The sequence below is a fragment of the Acinetobacter sp. LT1 genome (assembly GCF_059800965.1).
On sequence record NZ_JBBAXE010000018.1, the window covers coordinates 13,110 to 36,368 of the forward strand.

19 protein-coding genes are annotated in these 23,259 nt (G+C 40.4%); 13 read left to right on the plus strand and 6 right to left on the minus strand.

All coding sequences use genetic code 11. The features are described 5' to 3' along the window. Nucleotides 1-67: 67 nt before the first annotated feature. Both WBW42_RS15560 and WBW42_RS15565 read right to left on the minus strand, forming a co-directional pair. Entirely contained in the window at nucleotides 68-784 is a 717-nt protein-coding gene (locus WBW42_RS15560) for a FadR/GntR family transcriptional regulator (protein WP_005069141.1), read from the minus strand. A gap of 83 nt (nucleotides 785-867) precedes the next feature. Next, nucleotides 868-2,601 (minus strand): IlvD/Edd family dehydratase, encoded by a 1,734-nt coding sequence (locus WBW42_RS15565; protein WP_032056030.1) that lies wholly within the window; start codon nucleotides 2,599-2,601, stop codon nucleotides 868-870. 169 nt (nucleotides 2,602-2,770) lie between these two features. On the opposite strand from WBW42_RS15565, the gene abaQ reads away from it, so the two are divergent. From abaQ to WBW42_RS15595, 6 genes are all read left to right on the plus strand, one after another. Then, nucleotides 2,771-4,075, plus strand: coding sequence for a multidrug efflux MFS transporter AbaQ (gene abaQ / locus WBW42_RS15570; protein WP_032056031.1), 1,305 nt, complete (start codon nucleotides 2,771-2,773; stop codon nucleotides 4,073-4,075). A gap of 10 nt (nucleotides 4,076-4,085) precedes the next feature. Then, nucleotides 4,086-5,084 (plus strand): AraD1 family protein, encoded by a 999-nt coding sequence (gene araD1 / locus WBW42_RS15575; RefSeq protein ID WP_032056032.1) that lies wholly within the window; start codon nucleotides 4,086-4,088, stop codon nucleotides 5,082-5,084. 11 nt (nucleotides 5,085-5,095) lie between these two features. Continuing rightward, on the plus strand, nucleotides 5,096-6,670 hold the full coding sequence (locus WBW42_RS15580; RefSeq protein WP_032056033.1) for an aldehyde dehydrogenase (NADP(+)): 1,575 nt from the start codon (nucleotides 5,096-5,098) through the stop codon (nucleotides 6,668-6,670). Between the two features lie 395 nt (nucleotides 6,671-7,065). Further along, complete coding sequence (gene uraH, locus WBW42_RS15585) at nucleotides 7,066-7,401, plus strand: hydroxyisourate hydrolase (protein WP_002113914.1); 336 nt, start codon at nucleotides 7,066-7,068, stop codon at nucleotides 7,399-7,401. 50 nt (nucleotides 7,402-7,451) lie between these two features. After that, entirely contained in the window at nucleotides 7,452-8,825 is a 1,374-nt protein-coding gene (locus tag WBW42_RS15590) for a nucleobase:cation symporter-2 family protein (protein ID WP_002113838.1), read from the plus strand. Nucleotides 8,826-9,001: 176 nt separating this feature from the next. Beyond that, nucleotides 9,002-10,297 carry a hypothetical protein gene (locus tag WBW42_RS15595; RefSeq protein WP_032056034.1) on the plus strand — a complete coding sequence of 432 codons (1,296 nt, stop codon included), beginning with the start codon at nucleotides 9,002-9,004 and terminating at the stop codon, nucleotides 10,295-10,297. A gap of 97 nt (nucleotides 10,298-10,394) precedes the next feature. On the opposite strand, the gene hpxO is transcribed toward WBW42_RS15595, so the two are convergent. The 3 genes from hpxO to WBW42_RS15610 form a co-directional block, all read right to left on the minus strand. Continuing rightward, nucleotides 10,395-11,552: an FAD-dependent urate hydroxylase HpxO gene (gene hpxO / locus WBW42_RS15600; RefSeq protein ID WP_032056035.1), complete on the minus strand. Its 1,158-nt coding sequence runs from the start codon at nucleotides 11,550-11,552 to the stop codon at nucleotides 10,395-10,397. A gap of 192 nt (nucleotides 11,553-11,744) precedes the next feature. Beyond that, entirely contained in the window at nucleotides 11,745-12,461 is a 717-nt protein-coding gene (locus WBW42_RS15605; RefSeq protein WP_032056036.1) for a FadR/GntR family transcriptional regulator, read from the minus strand. A gap of 233 nt (nucleotides 12,462-12,694) precedes the next feature. Beyond that, a complete protein-coding gene (locus WBW42_RS15610) occupies nucleotides 12,695-13,708 on the minus strand; it encodes an isopenicillin N synthase family dioxygenase (protein ID WP_032056037.1) in 1,014 nt (337 codons plus the stop codon). 659 nt (nucleotides 13,709-14,367) lie between these two features. Here WBW42_RS15610 and WBW42_RS15615 point away from each other — a divergent pair. From WBW42_RS15615 to WBW42_RS15630, 4 genes are read left to right on the plus strand one after another with little or no spacing between them, the layout of a single operon-like run. Next, nucleotides 14,368-15,360, plus strand: coding sequence for an ABC transporter substrate-binding protein (locus WBW42_RS15615; protein WP_005069156.1), 993 nt, complete (start codon nucleotides 14,368-14,370; stop codon nucleotides 15,358-15,360). 50 nt (nucleotides 15,361-15,410) lie between these two features. Beyond that, entirely contained in the window at nucleotides 15,411-16,232 is an 822-nt protein-coding gene (locus WBW42_RS15620; RefSeq protein WP_032056038.1) for an ABC transporter ATP-binding protein, read from the plus strand. Beyond that, nucleotides 16,225-17,019, plus strand: a complete 795-nt coding sequence (locus WBW42_RS15625) for an ABC transporter permease (RefSeq protein ID WP_032056039.1) — start codon at nucleotides 16,225-16,227, stop codon at nucleotides 17,017-17,019. The genes WBW42_RS15620 and WBW42_RS15625 overlap by 8 nt, the downstream gene beginning before the upstream one ends. Continuing rightward, a complete protein-coding gene (locus tag WBW42_RS15630; protein ID WP_032056040.1) occupies nucleotides 17,016-18,485 on the plus strand; it encodes an amidohydrolase family protein in 1,470 nt (489 codons plus the stop codon). The genes WBW42_RS15625 and WBW42_RS15630 overlap by 4 nt, the downstream gene beginning before the upstream one ends. Before the next feature lie 84 nt (nucleotides 18,486-18,569). Here WBW42_RS15630 and WBW42_RS15635 read toward each other — a convergent pair whose 3' ends face one another. Beyond that, complete coding sequence (locus WBW42_RS15635) at nucleotides 18,570-19,469, minus strand: acetoacetate decarboxylase family protein (RefSeq protein WP_032056041.1); 900 nt, start codon at nucleotides 19,467-19,469, stop codon at nucleotides 18,570-18,572. Nucleotides 19,470-19,792: 323 nt separating this feature from the next. On the opposite strand from WBW42_RS15635, the gene WBW42_RS15640 reads away from it, so the two are divergent. From WBW42_RS15640 to WBW42_RS15650, 3 genes are all read left to right on the plus strand, one after another. Next, nucleotides 19,793-20,623: an alpha/beta fold hydrolase gene (locus tag WBW42_RS15640; RefSeq protein WP_002113902.1), complete on the plus strand. Its 831-nt coding sequence runs from the start codon at nucleotides 19,793-19,795 to the stop codon at nucleotides 20,621-20,623. Between the two features lie 160 nt (nucleotides 20,624-20,783). Further along, nucleotides 20,784-22,022, plus strand: coding sequence for an NADH:flavin oxidoreductase/NADH oxidase family protein (locus WBW42_RS15645; RefSeq protein WP_032056042.1), 1,239 nt, complete (start codon nucleotides 20,784-20,786; stop codon nucleotides 22,020-22,022). A 15-nt stretch (nucleotides 22,023-22,037) separates the two neighbouring features. Then, nucleotides 22,038-23,105 (plus strand): saccharopine dehydrogenase family protein, encoded by a 1,068-nt coding sequence (locus WBW42_RS15650; protein ID WP_032056043.1) that lies wholly within the window; start codon nucleotides 22,038-22,040, stop codon nucleotides 23,103-23,105. Nucleotides 23,106-23,259 lie beyond the last annotated feature (154 nt).

A 23,259-nucleotide genomic window follows, 5' to 3' on the forward strand; every position in this document is an offset into this window, starting at 1 on the left:
TTTATAAATAAAAAAGCCTGATGACTTTATTTTGAGCATCAGGCTTTAAATAGTGAATATATAAAGATTATTTTTTAATTAAATCGTAAGCCATTTTGGTGTCATCAAGCTGAACAAGTGAAGCATGGCGAGCCGAGAGCGGATCTTTATTTTCAATTGCGGTTAAAATCGCTTTATGTCTAGGTAGTGAATGGCCTTGTAAATTTGGGCGCAGACTAGTGACTTGAATGGATTGCTGCAAAGGTAAAACCAACATTTTTGACATATAAGCCAGCAAGTCATTATGAGTTGCTTTGGCAATTGCCAAATGAAATTGAATATCTGGCTCTATAAATTCTTCAACTGTTGTCGCTTTTTCCATCCCTTCATAGGCATGTTTAATACGTTCAATATCTTCTTCGTTTGCCGTACTTGCCGCAATATAAGCAAGCTCTGGTTCCAAAACGCGTCGTACGGTAGAAAGTGTTTTAAAAAATTCGTGTTCAGGCGTGGTTTGAATCAACCAAAACAATACATCTGGATCGAGTAAATGCCATTCTTCTTTCGGTCTCACCACAGTTCCAATTTTGGGTCTTGAGTAAGTTAAGCCTTTAGCGTTTAAAACACGGATTGCTTCGCGAAAGACAGGGCGGCTGACTTTATATTCCTCACATAAATCAACTTCACTCGGGAGCTTTTCATTTTCTGAAATTTCTCCAGAAACAATTTTTAATCCCAATTGTTGAACAATTAATGCATGTTGGCTTTTGCTTGGAATAGGATTTTTATAGTCAGCTTTACTCATATTTCACTATTACGACATGTTGAATATCCTATGGTATAGATGACCTTGTGTTTTAACAAGATCATCTTTTTCAAGAATAAATATTAATGAGAATGACGTGGAACTTCTGAGCCACGGCAACCGATCAAGAAATCAAAATCACAGCCCTCATCGGCTTGTAAAACATGTTCTACATAGAGCTTACGGTAACCGCCAATAAAACTTGGTGGAGCTGATGGTGCTAAATTTTCAAGACGTTGCTTAAGTTCTTCATCACTTACTTCTAGGTGAAGTTTACCTGCATAGGCATCGAGTTCAATAAAGTCACCATTTTGAACTACAGCTAAAGGTCCGCCAGCCATGGCTTCAGGGGCAACATGTAAAACCACCGTGCCATACGCTGTTCCGCTCATACGTGCGTCGGAAATACGAACCATATCGGTAATGCCTTTGGCTAAAATTTTTGGTGGTAGGCCCATATTTCCAACCTCGGCCATGCCCGGATAGCCTTTAGGGCCGGCATTTTTCATGACTAGAATACAAGTTTCATCGACATCAAGGTCTGGGTCATTAATACGGGTTTTATAATCATCAAAGTTTTCAAATACGACTGCACGACCACGGTGTTTCATCAGTTCAGGTGTGGCAGCAGATGGTTTAAGTACCGCACCTTTAGGCGCTAAATTACCGCGCAAAATACACATACCGCCATCTTGTCGAATTGGATTATCTATTTTCCGAATCACTTCATCGTTATAAATAGGTGATTGCTGACAATTTTCCCAAATGCCTTGACCATTTACGGTTAAAGCCTGTGGATGTGGCAAAAGATTGGCTTCACCCATACGACGAATCACGGCTGGCAAACCGCCGCTATAATAAAACTCTTCCATTAAAAAACGACCCGAAGGCTGTAAGTCAACAATGGTTGGCATGCCACGGCCAACACGGTTCCAATCATCAAGTTGTAAATCAACCCCAATGCGTCCAGCAATTGCTTTTAAATGAATCACGGCGTTGGTTGAACCACCAATAGCCGCATTGACTTTAATGGCATTTTCGAAAGCTTCTTTGGTTAAGATTTTGGAAAGACGTAAATCTTCATGAACCATGTCAACAATGCGCATGCCAGAAAGATGAGCCAACACATAACGTCGAGAATCTACAGCTGGAATGGCCGCATTGTGGGGTAAGGAAGTGCCTAGGGCTTCAGCCATACAAGCCATTGTAGAAGCCGTGCCCATGGTATTACATGTACCAGCTGAGCGTGACATACCAGATTCGGCAGATAAAAATTCATTTAAATCAATTTTGCCTGCTTTTAACTCTTCATGCATTTGCCAAACGATGGTACCTGCACCAATGTCTTTACCTTTGTGCTTACCATTCAGCATTGGTCCACCAGTCACTACAATGGCAGGAATATCACAACTTGCAGCTCCCATTAATAATGCAGGGGTGGTTTTGTCACAACCTGTCAGTAACACCACACCGTCAATAGGGTTACCACGAACCGCTTCTTCAACATCCATACTGGCTAAGTTACGGGTAAACATGGCGGTAGGACGTAAATTCGACTCACCATTTGAAAATACAGGAAACTCAACAGGGTAGCCGCCCGCTTCTAAAATCCCTTTTTTTACGTGTTCGGCAATTTTTCGAAAATGCGCATTACATGGGGTGAGTTCAGACCACGTATTACAAATTCCAATGATGGGTTTGCCTTGAAACTCATGATCTGGAATTCCTTGGTTCTTCATCCAGCTACGATACATAAAGCCATTTTTATCCGTTGTACCAAACCAGGCAGCCGAACGAAGAGCTTGTTTGTTATTCATACAAATTTCCCTATATAGTATTACTATTAGAATTAATTAATTTAAAAATACACCATAAATTTTATTTTTAAAAGGTTTGAAATTTAAATAGTATTACTATATTTTAAATTGAAAGGATAATTTACGAGCAAGATGCTCTATAAGTAAATAATAGGAAATGGAGTCGAACATGGATTTCGAAAAGGATGTAATACGGACGGTCACGTTTAAGCTGATACCTGCATTAGTCATACTATATCTGGTGGCATACATTGATCGGGCCGCTGTTGGGTTTGCCCATCTGCATATGGGTGCAGATGTAGGAATTGGTGATGCTGCCTATGGCCTAGGAGCTGGCTTATTTTTTATTGGATATTTTCTTTTTGAAGTTCCAAGTAATTTGCTTTTAGACAAATTTGGTGCTCGTAAATGGTTTACCCGCATTTTATTAACATGGGGCCTCATCACCATGGCCATGGCGCTTATTCAAGGCCCTAAAAGTTTTTATCTATTACGGTTTTTACTCGGTGTAGCAGAGGCAGGTTTTTTCCCTGGTGTTTTATATTTAATTACACAGTGGTATCCGGTGCGGCATCGCGGAAAAATCATGGGAATGTTTGTGCTTTCACAACCGATTGCCATGATGATTGCAGGGCCTTTAGCTGGTCTATTACTTGGAATGGATGGCATTGCAAATTTGCACGGCTGGCAATGGTTGTTTGTTGCAGTTGGCTTGCCCGCGGTTTTATTGGCTTTACCGACATTCCTGTGGTTGCCAGATAATATTGATAAAGTGAAATGGTTAAGTATTGAACAAAAACAATGGCTTACAAATGAACTTGTTAAAGATGAAGCCGAATATGACCAAACCCGACATGCCAATCCACTGCATGCCTTAAAAGACAAACGCGTACTTTTATTAGCATTGTATTACTTACCAGTGACTTTAAGTATTTACGGTTTAAATCTGTGGTTGCCTTCTATTATCAAGCAATTTGGAGGCGGTACTGATCTTCAAATTGGCTTCCTATCTAGCATTCCCTACGTTTTTGGAATTATTGGTTTGTTAATTATTCCACGTAGTACCGATCGTCTAAATGACCGCTACGGACATTTAAGTTTTCTCTACGCACTAGGCGCTTGTGCAATGTTTTTAAGTGGTTGGTTAAATTCTCCAGTCATGCAATTGGCTGCTTTGGCTGTGGTTGCGTTCTGCCTATTTTCATCTACTGCCGTGTTTTGGACATTACCGGGCCGATTCTTAACAGGCGCAAGTGCAGCGGCTGGTATTGCCTTAATCAATTCTGTCGGAAATTTAGGTGGCTATGTCGGGCCATTTGGTATCGGACTTTTAAAAGAATACACGGGAAATATGGCTGCTGGTTTGTATTTCTTATCTATCGTCATGCTTTTTGGTCTGATTTTGACTTACATCGTCTATGCCAAGCTCGAACGTCAAAAAACACAAACAGTGAATATTCAAAAGTCTTTGTAAGGAATAAAACATGCAAATTATTCAATTTGAAAATCGTGCAAATCAACGTGCTGTCGCTAAAGTAGAAGGCAACATGGCATATCCGGTTAAAGATATTCAATCGGTTCGTGATTTAGCACTTTTAGCAATCCGCAATCAAGTTTCACTGGAACAGCAAGTTGAGGCGTTAGGCTTTGAAGTGGAAACCTATGATTATTCATCTTTATTAGCAGATTTAAAGGTATTGCCGCCTTTAGATCATCCAGACCCAACGCACTGTCTGGTGTCCGGTACAGGCTTAACCCATTTAGGTTCTGCATCTGCACGCGACAAAATGCATCAACAAAATTTAAGTGATGACAGCTCGGTGACCGACACTATGCGAATATTTCAATGGGGGCTACAAAAGGGCCGTCCAGCAGAAGGTCAGATCGGTGCACAACCGGAATGGTTTTATAAAGGTGACGGTTCAATCGTGGTAAGGCCGGGAGCTGAATTACCTTTACCACCATTTGCCGAAGATGGCGGCGAAGAACCTGAAATCGCAGGCCTCTATGTTATTGGCGAAGACTTAAAGCCTTACCGAATCGGGTTTGCGCTGGGCAATGAATATTCTGACCATGTGATGGAGCGTCGTAATTATTTATATCTGGCCCATTCTAAATTGCGTTTTTGTAGTTTTGGTCCAGCTTTACGAACAGGCGAATTACCAAAACATTTAGTTGGAACCAGTCGCTTGCGTCGTGATGGACAAATCATTTGGGAAAAAGAGTTTTTGTCTGGTGAAGACAATATGTGCCATAGCTTGGCAAATCTGGAATATCACCACTTTAAGTATCAACAATTCTTAAAAGCAGGGGATGTTCATATCCATTATTTCGGTACAGCCACTCTATCTTTTGCCGATGGTATTCAAGCGCAGGTTAATGATGAGTTTGAAATAGAAATGAAAGAGTTCGGTTATCCACTCAAAAACAAAATTGCTCATATGCAACCCGAGTTACCGATCGGTTCAGTTATTACTCTCTAAGGAATATAAAAATGGTCATTGGACACAACTTTATTGGCGGTTCACGCAGCGCACAAGGTACAACCTTATTAAAAAGCATTCATGCTACGACTGGTGAAACTTTGCCTTATGAGTTTCACCATGCAACCGAGCAAGAGGTTAATCAGGCCTGTGAAGCTGCCAGTCAAGCCTTTAAGACTTACCGCCATACGTCTCCTGAACAGCGTGCTGTTTTTTTAGAAAATATTGCCGATGAACTCGATGCTTTAGGTACAGATTTTCTTGAAATTGTCTCACAGGAAACCGCTTTGCCACTTGCACGTTTGCAAGGCGAACGTGGTCGTACCAGTGGGCAAATGCGTTTATTTGCCAAAGTGTTGCGCCGTGGTGATTTTTTAGGTGCTCGTATTGATACAGCCTTGCCTGAGCGTCAGCCTTTACCTCGTCCAGACCTACGCCAGATTAAAATCGGTGTTGGCCCTGTGGCAGTCTTTGGGGCAAGTAACTTTCCGCTCGCCTTTTCAACCGCAGGTGGTGACACTGCTTCGGCACTGGCCGCAGGTTGTTCTGTAGTGGTGAAAGCCCACAGTGGGCATATGGCCACAGCGGACTTTGTTGCTCAAGCAATTGAGCGTGCCGTAGAAAAATCAAATATGCCAAAAGGCGTATTTAACATGATCTACGGTAATGGTGTGGGTGAACCTTTAGTGAAGCACCCTTTAATTCAGGCTGTGGGTTTTACTGGTTCACTACGTGGTGGTCGCGCTTTATGTGACATGGCCGCAGCCCGTCCACAACCGATTCCGGTCTTTGCTGAAATGAGTAGCATTAACCCGATGTTATTATTGCCAGAAGCCCTGAAAACCCGTGGTGAAAAAATTGCACAGGACTTGGCAGATTCAGTGGTTTTAGGCTGTGGTCAGTTCTGTACCAATCCAGGTTTAATTTTGGGAATTAAATCAGCCGAGTTTAGTCAGCTGATTAGTAACCTAACCGAAATTATGGGTGGCAAACCTGCACAGACTATGCTGAATGCCGGCACCTTGAAAAGTTATACCTCTGGTCTTGAGCACTTAACCCAGCATCAAGGTATTAAGCACTTGGCAGGTCAAACCCAGCAAGGCAATCAGGCACAGCCACAACTCTTTAAAGCCGATGTTGAGCTGTTACTGGCGGGTGACCAGCTTCTGCAAGAAGAAATCTTTGGGCCAACTACGGTCATCATTGAAGTAGCAGATAAAGCCCAACTCATTCAGGCCTTACAAAGCATGAATGGTCAGCTGACTGCGACTTTAATTGCCGACGAAGCAGACTTAACCGAGTTTGCAGATGTGGTTTCGGTGTTAGAAGAGAAAGCTGGACGATTACTCATAAATGGCTACCCAACGGGTGTTGAAGTGTGTGATGCCATGGTGCACGGCGGGCCATACCCAGCCACTTCAGATGCCCGAGGAACTTCTGTTGGAACCTTGGCAATTGACCGTTACTTAAGACCTGTGTGTTACCAAAACTATCCACAGAGTTTATTGCCAGAAGCTTTAAAAGACAGCAATCCATTGCAGATTTTAAGGCTAGTGAATGGTGAAATGACTAAAGAAGCTATCTAATCAATTAAAAAAAGAGACCACAAACTGGTCTCTTTTTTATTCTTGTTTTCTATCCCTAAGGATACTGTTCAAAAGTCTACATAAAGTTATTTTGAAAGAATTTTATTTCTTTTATTCGCATTTAAATAAGCCTGAAGTAGTTTTAAACCGATTGTATGTATAACTATTAGAAAGCCTATCTTATTTAAACTGGCATATTTGTTGCTTAATTTAATGCATCTGGTCAGACCAGTCAGACAATGCATTAAATTGGAGCGGATATGCAACTCGAAACTTTTAATCAACTAGCTTCTAGTCAGGCTCGGCTGGTATTACAAGCTTGTGTGCATATCCCAACTTGGATTTCTGAATTAATTCAGAAACGTCCTTCTTCGCTCAAATCAGGAGATTCAATAATGGCGGGTATCAGCACACATATTTTAAGTGCATCACTCGGCGAGCCAGTAACTCAAGTATTGGTGAAATTATTCGAGGAAACGAGCCATGGATATATTTTAATCGATGAACAGTTCACTGATGCAGATGGACGTATTCAAGCATTTAATGTCGACTCATTTATTCGTGGTCATTATCAATTGGTTGTTGAAGTAGGGGATTATTTTCAGGCCCTAAATACCAATAGCTTTTATCCGAGAGTCTGTATTGATTTTAAAGTCAATGATATTCACCAGCACTTTCACGTGCCTCTATTGATCAGTCCTTTCTCATATTCAACGTATCGTGGCAGCTAAATCAACCCAAGCAATATGGACATCATGAATTTAATTTGAGGAATTAACCCATGCATCAAGACAATATAAATCCAGAGAGAGATCCGCATATCTCGGCAGAACATCAATATTTAGGGATGAATAAAAACATCTTATATGGTTTGCAGCATGTGTTGACCATGTACGGTGGGATTATTGCACCGCCATTGATTATTGGTGCAGCTGCAGGTCTAGATGCTTCAGAGATTGGCTTATTGGTGGCTGCCGCCTTATTTGTGGGAGGCCTCGCCACAGTTATACAAACCATTGGCTTTAAATATTTCGGTGCAAAATTACCAATTGTGCAAGGCGTATCTTTCGCAGGGGTTGCCACTATTTTGGCAATTGTGAGTACCGGTGGGGGTTTGCCATCTGCATTTGGTGCTGTGATTGTCGCATCTCTAATTGGTTTGTTGATTACACCATTCTTTGCAAAAATTATCCGCTTCTTTCCACCTGTGGTCACAGGATGCGTCATTACCATGATTGGTATTTCGCTCACACCTGTTGCGATCCGCTGGATTATGGGAGGAAACCCGAAAGCTGAAAACTGGGGAGATCCGACTAATACTGGTTTGGCTGTAATTACGCTAGCGATTGTGATTATTTTTAGTATGTTGCAAAATCAGATTCTGCGCCGCCTTGCGATTCTTGCAGCAATCGTTTTGGGTACAGTAATTGCTTATATTGCAGGCTTTACTGACTTCTCAAGAGTAAGTACGGGTCCTATTTTTGCTTTTCCAAGTTTCTTCCATTTTGGTTCTCCTGTATTTGAATTTTCTGCCATTCTTTCCATGGTAATTGTTACTTTGGTAATCATGACTGAAACCACGGCCGATATTATTGCGATTGGTGAAATCGTTGGAACTAAAGTTGATTCAAAACGAATTGGTGATGGTCTACGTGCAGATATGCTATCGAGTGCAATTTCCCCAATCTTTGGTTCATTCATGCAAACCGCCTTTGCTCAAAATGTAGGTCTGGTTGCAATTACAGGCATTAAAAGCCGTTTTGTAGTCGCAACGGCTGGTGGAATTTTAATTATCTTGGGCTTATTACCTGTTATTGGCCGCTTTGTTGCATCAATTCCGATGCCGGTTTTAGGTGGAGCAGGCATTGTATTATTCGGTACTGTTGCTGCCAGTGGAATACGAACTCTAGCCAAAGTAGATTATAACGATCATAAAAATCTGATTATTGTCGCTACTTCACTCACAATCGGCATGATTCCAATTGTAAACCAAGAGTTTTATGCGCAATTTCCGACATGGGTAAAAACCCTATTACATTCAGGTATTAGTTCTGCGTGTATCACTGCCATTTTGCTCAATATTATTTTTAACCACTTACCGTTTAGCAAAAAGTCCGTTGATGTTGCAACTACGCCCATAAATTCAGGGCATTGATCGACACCGGTTAGGGATTAGACATTCTAATTTAACCATATTTTCATTCGCAAAAATTTAAAGGTCGCCTATTCAATGATGAATAGGTTAGGGGGATTTTGACTTTAAAAAGGTCAAAAACAGGTCTTTTGAAAGACCATAAGCGACTTTTAAACCAAATCTTACAGGGGAATTTTATGAGAAATTTTAAATTAAAATCGGCATTACTTATGCTGAGCATGGCTGCTACTGTGCCGGTATGGGCTGCTGATACCAGTCTGAATGGTCTATTTAATCTAAAGCAGGATTGTCAGACGAGTAATGATGCAATGGACCGTATAGGGGCAGCATTTGCGTGCGGCAGTATTCATGGGGTAGTCAAATCTGCATATTACTCACTTAATAATGGCTATTTTGTGAATAATTTAAATCAGGATACGACCGTCATTGGTGGGTATATTAAATATGAAACAGCACCTTTTTATGGCATACAGGCAGCTGTGGGATATGACATACAGCGCCGCCTGGATGATAAAAATGAAAATGATGAAGTGCCAGAATTAAAAGAAGATAGGGATGGTCTAGCAGAAGCTTATGTAAGCTGGAAAAACGATTTGGCTAGAGTGACGATTGGTAACCAGCGGCTAAATTTACCTTTTATGGGCGATTATGCTGACCGTCGTGTATTGATGTTTTTATATCAGGCCGCTGATGTACAGATCGGGAATAATTATGATTTCTTACGACTCACTAAAGTAAATAAATATAAAAGTTATGGCGAGGATGAGTTCAATAAAACTTCTCGTCAAAATTCAAATGTGGAAACCAATGGGGTCTGGTCGGTTGGTGCAGGGAAGCGCTTTAATTTAGCCAATGATAAAAGTTTAAAAACGCAATTTTGGTATCAAAATTATGATGACTATACGCGTCTAATTTATACCCAAGCTGATTTAGCAATTCCAAAGCTTAATTATAGTCCTCAATTTTCAATCCAGTATATTTCAGGTAAAGATCAGGGCAAAGCACTTGCTGGAGAGGTTAATAGCCAAATTTTCGGTGTGCAGGCTGCGTTTAAAGTAATGTCTAGCGCCAGTCTAAAAGTCGCGTATAACTATATAAAACCAGATCAGGGTAGTTACTTGAATGGGGCATTATTAACACCCTATGCAGCTAAAACCTCTTCAGGTGAACTTTTTGCCCAGCCATTTTTCACCAGCACTCAAGATTTAGGTGCGGGTAATGCATTGATGTTGTCTTTAGAAGGTAAATTGACAGATCAGTTGATAGCTGGCGCGCGTTATTCATTTATGGACTTAAAAGAGTCGGAAAATGTTGCGAGTCGAAATCAATCTGAATACATGTTGTTTGGTATTTATAATTTTACGGGAGCTTTAAAAGGTTTTAGTGTCAGCAATTTTACAGGTATCCAAACATCACCACGCTATGACAAAAATTTCTTACAAAACCGTTTTGCATTATCTTATAAGTTTTAACTGTGTTTTATAGCATCGAGTGCATATTTAAATCGAAATATGCACTTTTTTTATAAATTAAAAAATCCCCCTATAGAGGGGGAAAGCATTTAAATATTTAGTCGAGAGGATTGCCGATAATATTACTGATGATCCCTTGCATGATGTGAGTACCTTGTTCCTGATATAAAGATTCATACCACTCTTGAGTGATTTTCGGGTCTTTCATGTGTGTCACATCGCAACGTTTTCGGGCTCTTAACACCATTTCCTTAGTACGATCATTGCGTTTGTTTTGATAGCGGTTCAAAGCATCTTCCAAACCAAAGGTATTGATTTGTAAGGCACGAGCAAGATAAATCGCATCTTCCATGGCTTGGCAGCCACCTTGTCCAATATCCGGAGTAGTGCTATGGGCGGCATCACCTAAGAGCACAACACGTCCTTTATAGAAATTCATAAAAGGCTCGATATCATGGATCTCGACACGATTAGTTCTTTTCTCATCTAAATGCTCAATGAGTTTTTGTACTGGTTCACACCAACCACTAAAATGCATTTTAAGGTCTTGCTTATAGTGTTCACGCTGATTTGACAGTCCAGCCTCAAGCGGCACATCAAAGAAGAAATAGAAACGATTTTGTGCAAGCGGCATGAGTGATACACGTTTACCTTCGCCAATATATGTGGTCCATTGCATGGCTGGTGCAATCTGCTCATCAATATCAATCAAGCCATTCCAATTTACATAGCCAGCATAGCGACGTTCAACTTGATGGCCCAATACAAACTGCCGCGTAAGTGAATGTGTACCATCTGCACCAATCAATAGGTCGGCTGTAATCTGAGAATCATCCTGAAAATGTATGGTGACATCATTTTGATGAGCTTCAATTGCAGTCATTTTCATACCGAGTTTGATGTCTTCCAGACCAAATTGCTGCATTAATAATTGTTGTAGATCAGCTCGAGCGACAGGATAGGCACGTTGTCCTACTTCTTTATATAAAGGTAACAAACTAAATTGGGTCATGGTTTGTTGGTTAAGACCATCAAGATATGCCAAAGACTCCATTTGTCCACCTAGTTTCTGGATTTGATCCGTTAAACCAAGATAGTTGAGACATTTAACACCATTTGACCAAAGTGAGATGGCTGCACCAACAGGTAATATTTCGGCTGCTTGCTCATAGATTGTGACCTGATGACCAAATTTTTTTAAAGCGATACCAGCAGTTAAACCGCCCATACCTGCACCTACAATCGCGATATTCATTGTTCAGATCCTAAGTATTTAAGTAAGTTTCTAAACGGTTCTAAGCGAGAAGTGTGCCAATTTTATTAACTGGTTTTACTGGTCATACCAGTAATATTGCCTCATTAAAAAGCAATCTTAATAAAGTGGTATTGATGTGGTTCAAAGTATGAAGCAAAGTAGTGCATAGCACTACAAATTTGGAATTTATGATTATATTGCGCTGTTATGTCTGGAAAAATACACACCAGCACGCTGTGCGGCACCAATAATATGTGCTTGCATAGCTTTTTCAGCTGCTGCTGAGTCCTGATTAAATAAAGCTTGCAGAATTAATTCATGTTCATGAATGGTTTTAAATGCCAGATTGGGTTGAACAAAGGGTAGGATCTGACTCTTTTTAATCCATTCAGTATGTATTTTAAGTGTTTGAATAATAGATTGATTATGACTAAGTTCAATAATATGTTGATGAAATGCATAATCGAATTTAGAGGCTGCTTGCCAGTTTTGTTCTTTGATTGCACTTGCTAATGATTGGTAATGTTGCTGTAAGATGGACTTATCATCTTCAGTTAAATACTCACATGCGAGAAGTGCGCAAAAACTTTCTAGTACATAGCGTAATTGATAGAAATCTTTAAGTGATACACGATGTTCACCATCCCATTGTTCTGCGGCTTGGCTATGCTGTGAAATAACGTAAACTCCTTTGCCTGCTTTGATTTCTAATAGACCTAAAGCGGCAAGGCGGGTTAATGCTTCACGCAAAGAAGCACGGCTGATTCCTAATTGAATGGCAAGCTCACGTTGTGAGGGTAAAGCAGACCCGACTGCATAAGTATTTTGTTGAATGCGTTGATAAATGATTTCCACCGCTTGCTCAGTCACCTGAGATGATTTTCCATTGAGCATAGCTTGTGGGCTCATAAGCAACACACCATAAATATATAAATAAATAATTTGATTCTACACAAAATTTATCTATTTGTTGGTGCACGTGCTTAAAATTAGCCGTATTTTTAATAACAGATCAGACCAGTTGAACTGGATATTACGTTATTGAATAAGGATAAAAAGTTTAAGAATGATTAATGACAAGATGTATTGCTGAAACTTCAGAACGGTCAGAGACTATTTATCTCTGACCGTACACAGTACTTTTAATACTTTCCGTTGAAGTTTGCGCTAATTCTTTGTTTTAAATATTCTCTAGCTGTAATGGCCGGATATTTCTTTTGTGGTCCTTCAATGATCATATCTTCATTGGCTTGGCAGAAGAACGCCAAACTATAACGTGCCCCTTGATATTCATTTGTTTCAGGATTTTTAACACGATGAAAATTAGAAGGCAGTTGATCATCGCTCCAACGCGTGAGCATATCACCGATATTACAGGTAATTACATCATCACGTGGCTCAATGCTGGTCCATTGCTGTTGTTCCATATCTTTACCTGGACAAACTTGCAGGCCACCTTGTCCTTTACGTTGGAACAGTAGTGTTAAACAGTCAAAATCTGTATGTGCTCCTGCACGCCATAGACCTAATTGATCTTTAAGAGCAGGGTCAATTGCATAGTAGTGCAGCATTCTTAAGGTACTTTGATAGCTTTCTTGGTCTGGGTCATGAGCAAGAGTAAAGAAGTTATCGGCAAAGCCTAGTTTATAAGCAAAGCAAGATAAAATTTTCATGCCGACTTGCCAGCATGCATGTTCAAACTCCAACATGGTATCTTTAAAATTAGGTAACTCCTGTTGACTAGGATAAAGACCTTCCATACGTGGGCGGGTAATTTGATAAGACTCTTTTTGGTCTGGTGTGCTGGTCGACGGACGAATCTGTGCCTTACTTTCCCAACCTGCATTACGATTGAGTGGGTAGCGAGCTTTTATCGATTCTGGCAGATTAAAAAACTGTTGTGTCATTTCAAATGCAGTTTGAATCTGCTCAAGTGGAATGCCATGATTCGATACTTGAAAGAAACCAATATCGGTAGCTGCTGACCAGAGTTGGTCCGCAATTTCATATTTACGTTGTTCAAAATTTGATAAGTCAATGACCCGCACTTCCCGTTCAAAGGTCTCTTGACCAAAAGCTCCCATACGAGCTTCTTTTTGCAGTTCTTCTAAGCTGTAGTCATTTTTAGCTACTGGAGTCATATTGGCGCTATTCATATTTCAACCTCATATTTTGGATAATCGTGACCCAATCAAATAGATTGATATAGATGGGTCACATTCAAAAAAGAGCCACACGTTCTTAATAAAAGATAACTTTATGTAAAGAACATGAGCTGTTTTCTGAGCAATGACCCACATAGCAATTGATATTACTACTATGCTGAACGCTTCTACTCTGACATAGAGCATGTAGCACTTTTTGTGCCAATTTCTAAGGATAGGTTATGAAGTTGGGATGGGGAGAGCAATATTACATTTATAGAGGAATCAGCGATGAATAATCAAAAAGCTTTTATTCTAGAAAAGCACCTGTGAAGTGCATGAATGATGACCTAGTGCACCACTAAGCCGCATATAAAACAAATTAATTAACGCAGTTTATTCATCTAGGCATGTTTAAAAATAAGCCCAAATTAGATTATTACTATGAAAAAACAAAATGAAATCAAAATTGGCACAGAGCTTGCTAATTCATTCCTGAGTATAAGCGGTCAGTGTGTAGTAAACATGCGGGACATTGCTCTACAGCGTTTGCTGTTCCTCTTTTGGGGACAAAACCATCTTGGTTTTGAGAGAAATGTGCATTTGATACATTGATTGCCCCCCTAAAAAGAATAGCAAGATAAATCAATACAGATTTAGGGGGCTTATTTATGAATATTCAGCACTATGTAAGCAAAGGGCGACGTACTGTTATTGTGAGTGCATTATTGGGGTTAGGAACAATTTTCAGTTCAACCAGTTATGCTGCCGATAAACTTGTTCTACAAACCACGTGGTATGCACAAGCCGAGCAAGGTGGATATTATCAGGCACTTGCACAAGGGATTTATAAAAAATACGGACTCGATGTCGATATTAAAATTGGTGGGCCACAGGTCAATAATATGACCTTACTATTGTCCAAACGTGCCGACATTATAATTAATTATGATTTACAGGTCTTAAAGGGTATTGAAAGTAATTTTCCAATCAAAGCAGTTGCGGCACCATTTCAGTTTGACCCACAAGGTGTATTAACTCATAGCGATGTAAAGTCGTTGGCGGATTTAAAAGGCAAAACAATTCTTGTTTCAACCAGTGGGCAAGCAAGCTGGTGGCCATGGTTAAAGGGGAAATATAAATTAAATGCAGCGCAGGCTCGCCCTTATACCTTCAATATGCAGCCATTTTTAGCTGGGAAAAATGTGGCACAGCAAGCCTATGCAACCTCTGAAGTCTTTCAGGCAAAAAAAGCAGAACCTTCAAGTAATTTCTTTCTATTTGCTGATGCTGGCTATCCAGCTTATGGCGGTATTTTAGTTACACGTAATGATGTGATTCAAAACAAACCAGATGTTGTGCGTCGTTTTGTTCAGGCATCGATGGAAGGATGGAAAAACTATTTAGCTGATCCTCGATTAGGGAATAGTTTGATTAAAAAAGAAAATCCAAATATGAAAGATGATCTGCTGGCCTTTGCAGTAGGTCAAATGCGCAAACTCAAACTGATTGATGGAGGAGATGCCAAAACTCAAGGAATCGGGGTCATGACCGATGCGCGTTGGAAAGCCACACGAGATTTTATGGTGAACGCTGGTTTGTTAAAAGCTCAAACCAACTGGAAAACTGCTTATACCACACAGTTTGTTAAAACTGCCAAGTAGTCAGGGTTATAGGGTTAAGAAATAAGGCATTCGCGCGGAGGGGAAACTATATGAATTCTGCATTAACAATTGATACTTCTATACATGAATCTTCAAATTTTATTACGCCAATGATAATGGTCAGAGGAGTAGAAAAGACCTATCCAAATGGCACTAATGCTTTACAACGTTTGGATTTAAATATTGCACGTGGTGAGATTGTTTCATTACTTGGACCGTCAGGTTGCGGGAAAAGTACTTTACTGAAAATGTTTGCCGATCTGGAGCAACCTTCTGCGGGACTAGTGCGTTGGAATGGCAAGGCCGAGATCCAATCACAATGCAAAATGGCAATGGTCTTTCAAGAAGCAACCCTGATGCCTTGGGCTAATATTGCAGAAAATGTACGCTTACCTTTGGATTTGCAGCATATTTCGAAATCAACTAGTACACCAAAAGTTACGGCCGTGTTAAAGGCCGTTGGTTTAGAAAACTTTAGTCGGGCTTATCCACGCGAACTTTCGGGAGGTATGCAAATGCGTGCCTCTTTGGCTCGTGCATTAGTGACTGAACCAGATTTACTGTTAATGGATGAACCCTTCGGAGCTTTAGATGAATTTACTCGTCATAAACTTGACAGTGATATTCGTCAATTATGGTCTGAGCGAGATTTAACGGTGGTTTTTGTCACTCATAGCATCTATGAGGCAGTGTATTTATCTTCTCGGGTCATTGTGATGGGGGCACGACCAGGACGTGTGGTGGCTGATCTAGAAATTGAGGGGCCTTATGTGCGTGATGAAGCTTTTCGTAGTTCTGAAGTCTTTATTCAACAATGTTCACATCTATCCCAAGTATTAGCTGAGGCAAGCGGAGGGCATAGTCATGATTAAACCATTAATGGAACATCCAAAGGTACAACGTATTGCAGCTCCACTAGGGTTAGGTCTGATTTTCCTACTAGTTTGGCAGTTGAGTTTTCAACAGCTTGAAGTACCTGTATATGTCGTACCAAAACCCAGCGATATTGTTATGGCAATGATTAAAGAGTCCAGTGTGTTATTTGGAAGCTTGTTGATCACACTAAAAATTACCTTATTAGCTTTTGTCTGTGCTGTAGTCATTGGCACCTTGATTGCTTTCGTCTTTGTACAAAGCCGTGTAGTAGAAGCCTGTTTTATGCCTTATGCCATTTTATTTCAGGTGACTCCAATTGTCGCTATTGCCCCTCTGGTGATTATCTGGATTCAAAATACAACATTAGCATTAGTCGTTTGTGCCATGTTAGTTGCAGTATTTCCAATATTGACTAACACCACTTTATGTCTACGTAGCGTCAACAAAGGTTTGCTTAATCTTTTTCAGATCAATAAAGCCAGTCGTTGGCAAATTTTAATACGCTTACGTGTGCCGAATGCTTTGCCTTATTTCTTTGGTGGGTTGCGTATTTCTTCTGGTTTGGCACTTATTGGCGCCGTGGTTTCGGAGTTTGTGGCTGGAGCTGGTGGGACTAGTGCAGGTTTGGCTTACCAAATTTTGCAAGCAGGTTTTCAGCTCGATTTACCATTAATGTTTGCCGCACTATTTCTTATCACGTGCACAGGCTTGGGTTTATTTGTGCTGATGTCTTTATTAAGTCATTTCTTTTTAAGTAAATGGCATGAGAGTGAACAAGTATGAGTCCTGATCTTTCAAATAATGGTTCTTTAAATCATCGCTATTTAATCAAAAATGCTTATGCCATTTTGACAGGGTTATCGGGGGATGCAGCACGTTCTTCATTTACTGATATCCGTATTCAAGACGGTAAAATTATTGAATTGGGACAACTGACCGCACAATCGAATGAACAAATTATCGATGCGAAAGACTGTGTAATTTATCCAGCTTGGGTAAATACTCATCATCATTTATTTCAATCCTTATTGAAGGGAGAACCGCAAGGTTTAAATCAAAACCTAACCTCTTGGCTTGCCAGTACACCCTATAGATTTCGTGGTGCATTCGATGAAGCCACATTTCGGGTGGCAGTACGCATTGGGTTGATTGAATTATTAAGGTCAGGTTGTGCAACAGTAGCCGATCATCATTATCTTTACTGGCCACAAATGCCGTTCGATGGGGCTGCGATTTTATTTGATGAAGCTGAAAAGTTAGGCATGCGTTTTGTGTTATGCCGAGGTGGCGCAACTCTAACGCGTGGCTTAGAAAGCGAATTACCGCAAGCATTACGTCCTGAGAAATTTGAAGACTATATGGAGGATATAGAACTCCTAGTACAGCGATATCATCAACCAAGTTCCGATGCATTCCGGAAAATTGTGATGGCACCCACCACAGCTTTGCATTCGACCACTGCACAGCAATTAAGAGAAAGCGCCAAGATTGCTAGACAATTCGGTATCCGCATGCATAGCCATTTATCTGAAACAGTAGATTATCTGGATGCGGCTAGAGCTAAATTTGGTATGACACCTGTACAGTTTTGTGCAGAGCAGGATTGGGTTGGAAGCGATGTCTGGTTTGCCCATTTGGTTAAGCTATTGCCTGAAGAAATACAGCTGTTGGGTCAAACACAAACAGGGATTGCACATTGTCCTCAGAGTAATGCACGTTTGGGGAGTGGTATTGCCGATCTTGTCAGTTTAGAACAAGCGGGTATGACCATTTCGATTGGAGTAGATGGTGCGGGCTCGAATGAAGCCGCAGATATGTTATCTGAAACCCATGCTGCATGGTTGTTACAACGGGCCAGAAAGGGCATGTCGGCTCTACCTCAATATGAGGGTGGGTTATTTGAAGGAGGAGCAGATGCTGCAAGTATTGAGGATATCATTCGTTGGGGAACTTTAGGTGGAGCTAAGATTTTAGGTTTAGATCAAGTGGGTTCAATTGAGGTTGGACAACAGGCAGATTTAGTGGCTTATCAATTAGATGATCCGCGTTATTTCGGCTTACATGATATGGCGATTGGCCCTGTGGCAAGTGGTGGGAGAGCACATATTAAAGCCATGTTTGTGGCTGGAAAAATGGTGGTGGAAAATGATCAAATTCCTGATGTTGATATGATGGAATTAGCTTGGCAAGCGAAGCAATCGGTGAAACTGTTGCAGCAGCGTAGTGTCGAAATGGCGAAAATAGCCTAACTTAGATATGTGATTAGACTATGATATTAATAGCTTTAAGTTTATTTTAAATTAAAGGGAGGCGGTAATCATACCGCCAAAATATCAAAGAAGTTTAATCGGCAAATTAAGTATCACCTGAGCATCTTCAACAACATCTAGACGTAAAATTTTTGAAGCACCTAATTCATTTAGCAATGTAGTTAAAGGCCCCTCATTTTTCTCGAGTTGAACATTCTTTGGAAAAAGCTTTTGCGCAAAAGAAAGAATGTTGGACTGAACCTCTGTCTGGTGCCATTTCCCATCAACTACATGGAGCATAGTTGCTTTATTAATATGTGTTTCAGAATCAACATGTTTTAAAGTCGGTACAGCGGTCTTTAAGCTTAAATCCAATTTGCCATTAACATCAAAAATATCGGCTTGCACTTCTTTTGAGTTAATGTTGACGTCAATTTTAGTTAACCATTTTGGTAGCTGGTAACCATATACACCACGCACTCTGGCGATTTCAGTATCAACAGGCAAAGCTAAAACATGAGCATAAAAATGACGTTGACGCATCGATTTCATTAACTCTGCAATATGTGAACCACGAGCATTAGGCTTACGGACAACAATCGCAATCGACACTTCGTTATAAGGGTCATTGTCACAAACAGAATAGGTAAAAAACGTAACAGCAACCAACCCGTAACCCGGAAATGGTTGTAATGGCGTTAAGTCAGCAGGAAGTTTTGCTTTAATTTGCTTAATAGGTGCAAGCATGAGCAGTTGTACATTTGCACTACGATAATAAAAATTGGGTGCCCAAACAGGACCTACTCGGGATTCCACAATTTTTTTAGGTATATGACGGAAAAAATCGATGTTGCCAACAGCAGGATCTTGCGCGACTTCATCTAAATCGGGGTTCATTCTGAAACGGTCATAATAACCACCTTTGGGTACTTTGACTTTTTGTTGCCCAAATTCAACTTCAGTAAACTGTTGTTTTGTATTCATGAAAGTTCACCTTTACATTAATTGACCGAGTAGCTAATGCTGTATATTTCAAGAAGTGTTAATTTAGAATCAATACAGAAACTATAAGATTAAAGCTAACTTTAAGGTCAAGTCTTTAATTTTGAGGTGTAAAGTCTTTGACATTTAAGGGAAATAAAAACAATTAAAGATTAAAAAGATACAATATCGCCTAGCGTCTTCATATAAATTTTATTTTTAAAAGACGATTAAGATAGTTGACCTTAAAGTTAACTTTAAACTTAGTATAAATATTCAATCCTTTATAACGAATCAACAAGCAGTTTTTCACCAGGAGAACAAAGATGGGATATGTAACCACAAAAGACGGCGTAGAAATTTTCTATAAAGATTGGGGACCACGTGATGCCCAAGTTTTATTTTTTCATCATGGATGGCCTTTAAGTTCAGATGATTGGGACACACAGTTGCTTTTTTTCCTTAAAGAAGGTTTTCGTGTAGTTGCTCATGATAGACGGGGACATGGACGTTCAAGTCAGGTGTGGGATGGTCACGATATGGACCACTACGCAGATGACGTTGCAGAAGTGGTTAAACATCTGAATATTAAAAATGCAATTCACATTGGCCACTCAACGGGCGGTGGTGAAGTAGCTCATTATATTGCACGTCATGGCCAAGACAATGTTAAGAAAGCTGTTCTTGTCAGTGCAGTTCCGCCACTGATGGTTAAAACTGAAAATAATCCTGAAGGTTTACCAAAAGAAGTTTTTGATGATCTGCAAAATCAGGTTCTCACCAACCGTGCGCAATTTTTCCGAGATCTTCCATCTGGTCCGTTCTATGGTTTTAACCGACCAGATGCGAAACCATCTGAAGGTATTATTGCTAACTGGTGGCGTCAGGGTATGACGGGTAGTGCAAAAGCGCATTACGATGGTATTGTGGCGTTCTCACAAACTGACTTTACCGAAGATTTAAAGAAAATCACCATTCCTGTTTTGGTGTTACATGGTGATGACGATCAGATCGTGCCTTATAAAACGTCTGGCGTAAAATCTGCTGAGTTACTTCAAAATAGCCAACTCAAGATCTATCCGGGTTTTTCTCACGGTATGTTAACTGTAAACCATGAAGTGATTAATGCTGACTTGTTGACGTTTATTCGCGAATAATTTAAAGCTTTAAAGTTTAAAAAAGAGGCCTATTAAGTGCCTCTTTTTTTATTTATAAGTAAATGAAATTGAAAGTAATAAATATAGAAATGCTAAAAGGTATTGACATTAAAGTTAGCTTTAATCTTAAAGTAAAGCCATACTGAATGAGGTCATTCCAATGAAAGTGTTCGAAAAATTAGTATTCCCAAATGGCTCATATGTTCCAAACCGTATTGCTAAAGCGGCAATGGAAGAAAATATGGCTGATTTAAACCATGCACCATCAGAAGAATTAATGCGTTTATATCAGGCTTGGGCAAATGGTGGCGTAGGTTTAATCATTACCGGAAATGTAATGGTAGACCGCCGAGCGATGACTGGACCGGGCGGCGTAGTGCTTGAAGATGAAAAGCATCTAGATACTTTTAAAAAATGGGCACAAATTGGGCGCTTAAAAGGCGCTCAGATGTGGCTTCAAATTAACCATCCGGGTCGCCAGATGCAGGCCAATCTTGGTCAGCAGACGTGGGCACCATCAGCTATTTCACTTGATCTTGGCAAAATGTCAAATCGTTTTAACACGCCAATCGAAATGACGGAATCTATGATTGCAGAGGTGATTCAGCGTTTTGCAAACACGGCGTGTTTAGGTGAAAAAGCAGGATTTACAGGTGTAGAAATTCATGCAGCGCATGGTTATTTATTAAGCCAGTTTCTTTCTCCACTGAGCAATAAACGCCAAGATCAATGGGGTGGTTCTTTAGAAAACCGCGCTCGCATTTTAATTGAGATTGTTGAAGCTGTTCGTAAAGTGGTTTCGCCTCAGTTTACTGTTGCAGTGAAACTAAATTCAGCCGATTTCCAACGTGGTGGGTTTAGCGCTGAAGATGCTCAACAAGTGGTTAAAATGTTAAATGAGCATGCAGTCGATTTGGTTGAACTTTCAGGCGGTAGCTATGAAGCACCTGCAATGCAAGGTCAAGCACGTGATGGCCGTACACTTGCTCGTGAAGCTTACTTTTTAGAATTTGCGCAAGAGATTCGTAAAGTTGCCAAAATGCCTGTTATGGTGACAGGTGGCATACGCCGTAAACAAGTGGCAGAAAAAGTAGTTGAAAGCGGTGTAGATATGGTCGGTATTGCCACAGCTCTAGCGATTGAACCTAATTTGCCAAATGCTTGGAAACAAGGCCAGAATCTTAGCCCTGAATTAAAACCGATTACTTGGAAGAACAAAACACTTGCTTCACTTGCCAATATGGCGGTGGTCAAATTCCAGTTACGTAATTTAAGCTCTGGTAAAAAAACAAAACCAAATGTTTCACCAGCTTGGGCTTTAATTTTGCAACAATCAGCGATGTCATGCCGTACCCGCCAATACAAAAAAGGCATGCGTGACTATTCATTTGCTTCTTAATAAGTGAGTTGTGTTATGACAAATCCTAACGATTCAAACTGGATAATTTATGGAGCAAATGGCTACACGGGCGAGTTAATCGCTCGTGAAGCTGTACGCCAAGGTCTAAAACCAACTCTGGCTGGTCGTAACAACGCTAAGGTTGAAACATTAGCTCAAGAGTTGGGACTTGACTATAAAGCTTTTGGGCTGGATAACATAGATGCGGTAAGTCAACAACTCCAAGGCTTTAAACTGGTGATGCACTGTGCAGGGCCATTTTCAGCAACATCAAAACCCATGATGGAAGCTTGTATAAAGGCTGGTGCTCACTATCTAGATATTACTGGTGAAATCGCTGTATTTGAATTGGCACAGTCACTTAATAGTCAAGCTGAAAAAGCCGATGTTGTGCTTTGTCCGGGTGTCGGTTTCGATGTGATCCCGACAGATTGTGTTGCTGCTGCGCTCAAAGAAGCATTGCCAGATGCGACCCATTTAGCGCTTGGTTTTGACTCTAGAACAGGGTTCTCACCGGGTACTGCTAAAACAAGTACAGAAGGCATGGCCGAAGGCGGAAAAATTCGTAAAAACGGAAAAATTACTACCGTTCCATTAGCACATTATGTTCGGACCATTGATTTTGGTGATGGTAAAAAAAGTGCCATGAGTGTTCCATGGGGAGACGTATCTACAGCGTTCTATACAACAGGTATTCCAAACATTGAAGTGTTTGTACCCGCATTTCCCAAAATGATTTTTGGTGCGAAAATGATGAACTATTTACGCCCAGTATTAAAACTAAATGCTGTACAGAAGTTTATTAAATCGCGTATAGAAAAAACGGTTGTTGGGCCAAATGAGGAACTCCGCGCAAAAGTACCCACCTATGTTTGGGGTGAAGCAAGAAATTCACGTGGGGAAATCAAAACCGCCCGCATCCAAACGGAAAACGCTTATAGCCTTACCGTAAATGGTTCACTGACTGTAGTGAATTATTTGCTCAAAAATACCGTTAAGGGTGGTACATACACACCTGCAAAATTGATGGGTTATAATCTAGTGACCGAACTACCGGGTTCTGGTCCACTGGTCATTAATTAATAAAGCCTTTATTAAAACAGCACATTTATTGATGGTCCCGAATAAGGTTTTCGCTATCAAAAGATTGGCTGATTTTTTCTATAGTATTTGCATGAAAAAACGAATTACAGCGTTGGTCCGTAATTCGTTTTTTTAGATTTATAGATTGATACTT

What these genes read in the sequence shown, in the direction of transcription:
- WBW42_RS15630 (WP_032056040.1), top strand. Translation starts at nt 17,016, where the DNA reads ATGAGTCCTGATCTTTCAAATAATGGTTCTTTAAATCATCGCTATTTA.
- abaQ (WP_032056031.1), top strand. Translation starts at nt 2,771, where the DNA reads ATGGATTTCGAAAAGGATGTAATACGGACGGTCACGTTTAAGCTGATA.
- WBW42_RS15615 (WP_005069156.1), top strand. Translation starts at nt 14,368, where the DNA reads ATGAATATTCAGCACTATGTAAGCAAAGGGCGACGTACTGTTATTGTG.
- uraH (WP_002113914.1), top strand. Translation starts at nt 7,066, where the DNA reads ATGGCGGGTATCAGCACACATATTTTAAGTGCATCACTCGGCGAGCCA.
- araD1 (WP_032056032.1), top strand. Translation starts at nt 4,086, where the DNA reads ATGCAAATTATTCAATTTGAAAATCGTGCAAATCAACGTGCTGTCGCT.
- WBW42_RS15610 (WP_032056037.1), bottom strand. Translation starts at nt 13,708, where the DNA reads ATGAATAGCGCCAATATGACTCCAGTAGCTAAAAATGACTACAGCTTA.
- hpxO (WP_032056035.1), bottom strand. Translation starts at nt 11,552, where the DNA reads ATGAATATCGCGATTGTAGGTGCAGGTATGGGCGGTTTAACTGCTGGT.
- WBW42_RS15625 (WP_032056039.1), top strand. Translation starts at nt 16,225, where the DNA reads ATGATTAAACCATTAATGGAACATCCAAAGGTACAACGTATTGCAGCT.
- WBW42_RS15635 (WP_032056041.1), bottom strand. Translation starts at nt 19,469, where the DNA reads ATGAATACAAAACAACAGTTTACTGAAGTTGAATTTGGGCAACAAAAA.
- WBW42_RS15620 (WP_032056038.1), top strand. Translation starts at nt 15,411, where the DNA reads ATGAATTCTGCATTAACAATTGATACTTCTATACATGAATCTTCAAAT.
- WBW42_RS15595 (WP_032056034.1), top strand. Translation starts at nt 9,002, where the DNA reads ATGAGAAATTTTAAATTAAAATCGGCATTACTTATGCTGAGCATGGCT.
- WBW42_RS15650 (WP_032056043.1), top strand. Translation starts at nt 22,038, where the DNA reads ATGACAAATCCTAACGATTCAAACTGGATAATTTATGGAGCAAATGGC.
- WBW42_RS15605 (WP_032056036.1), bottom strand. Translation starts at nt 12,461, where the DNA reads ATGAGCCCACAAGCTATGCTCAATGGAAAATCATCTCAGGTGACTGAG.
- WBW42_RS15580 (WP_032056033.1), top strand. Translation starts at nt 5,096, where the DNA reads ATGGTCATTGGACACAACTTTATTGGCGGTTCACGCAGCGCACAAGGT.
- WBW42_RS15590 (WP_002113838.1), top strand. Translation starts at nt 7,452, where the DNA reads ATGCATCAAGACAATATAAATCCAGAGAGAGATCCGCATATCTCGGCA.
- WBW42_RS15640 (WP_002113902.1), top strand. Translation starts at nt 19,793, where the DNA reads ATGGGATATGTAACCACAAAAGACGGCGTAGAAATTTTCTATAAAGAT.
- WBW42_RS15645 (WP_032056042.1), top strand. Translation starts at nt 20,784, where the DNA reads ATGAAAGTGTTCGAAAAATTAGTATTCCCAAATGGCTCATATGTTCCA.
- WBW42_RS15565 (WP_032056030.1), bottom strand. Translation starts at nt 2,601, where the DNA reads ATGAATAACAAACAAGCTCTTCGTTCGGCTGCCTGGTTTGGTACAACG.
- WBW42_RS15560 (WP_005069141.1), bottom strand. Translation starts at nt 784, where the DNA reads ATGAGTAAAGCTGACTATAAAAATCCTATTCCAAGCAAAAGCCAACAT.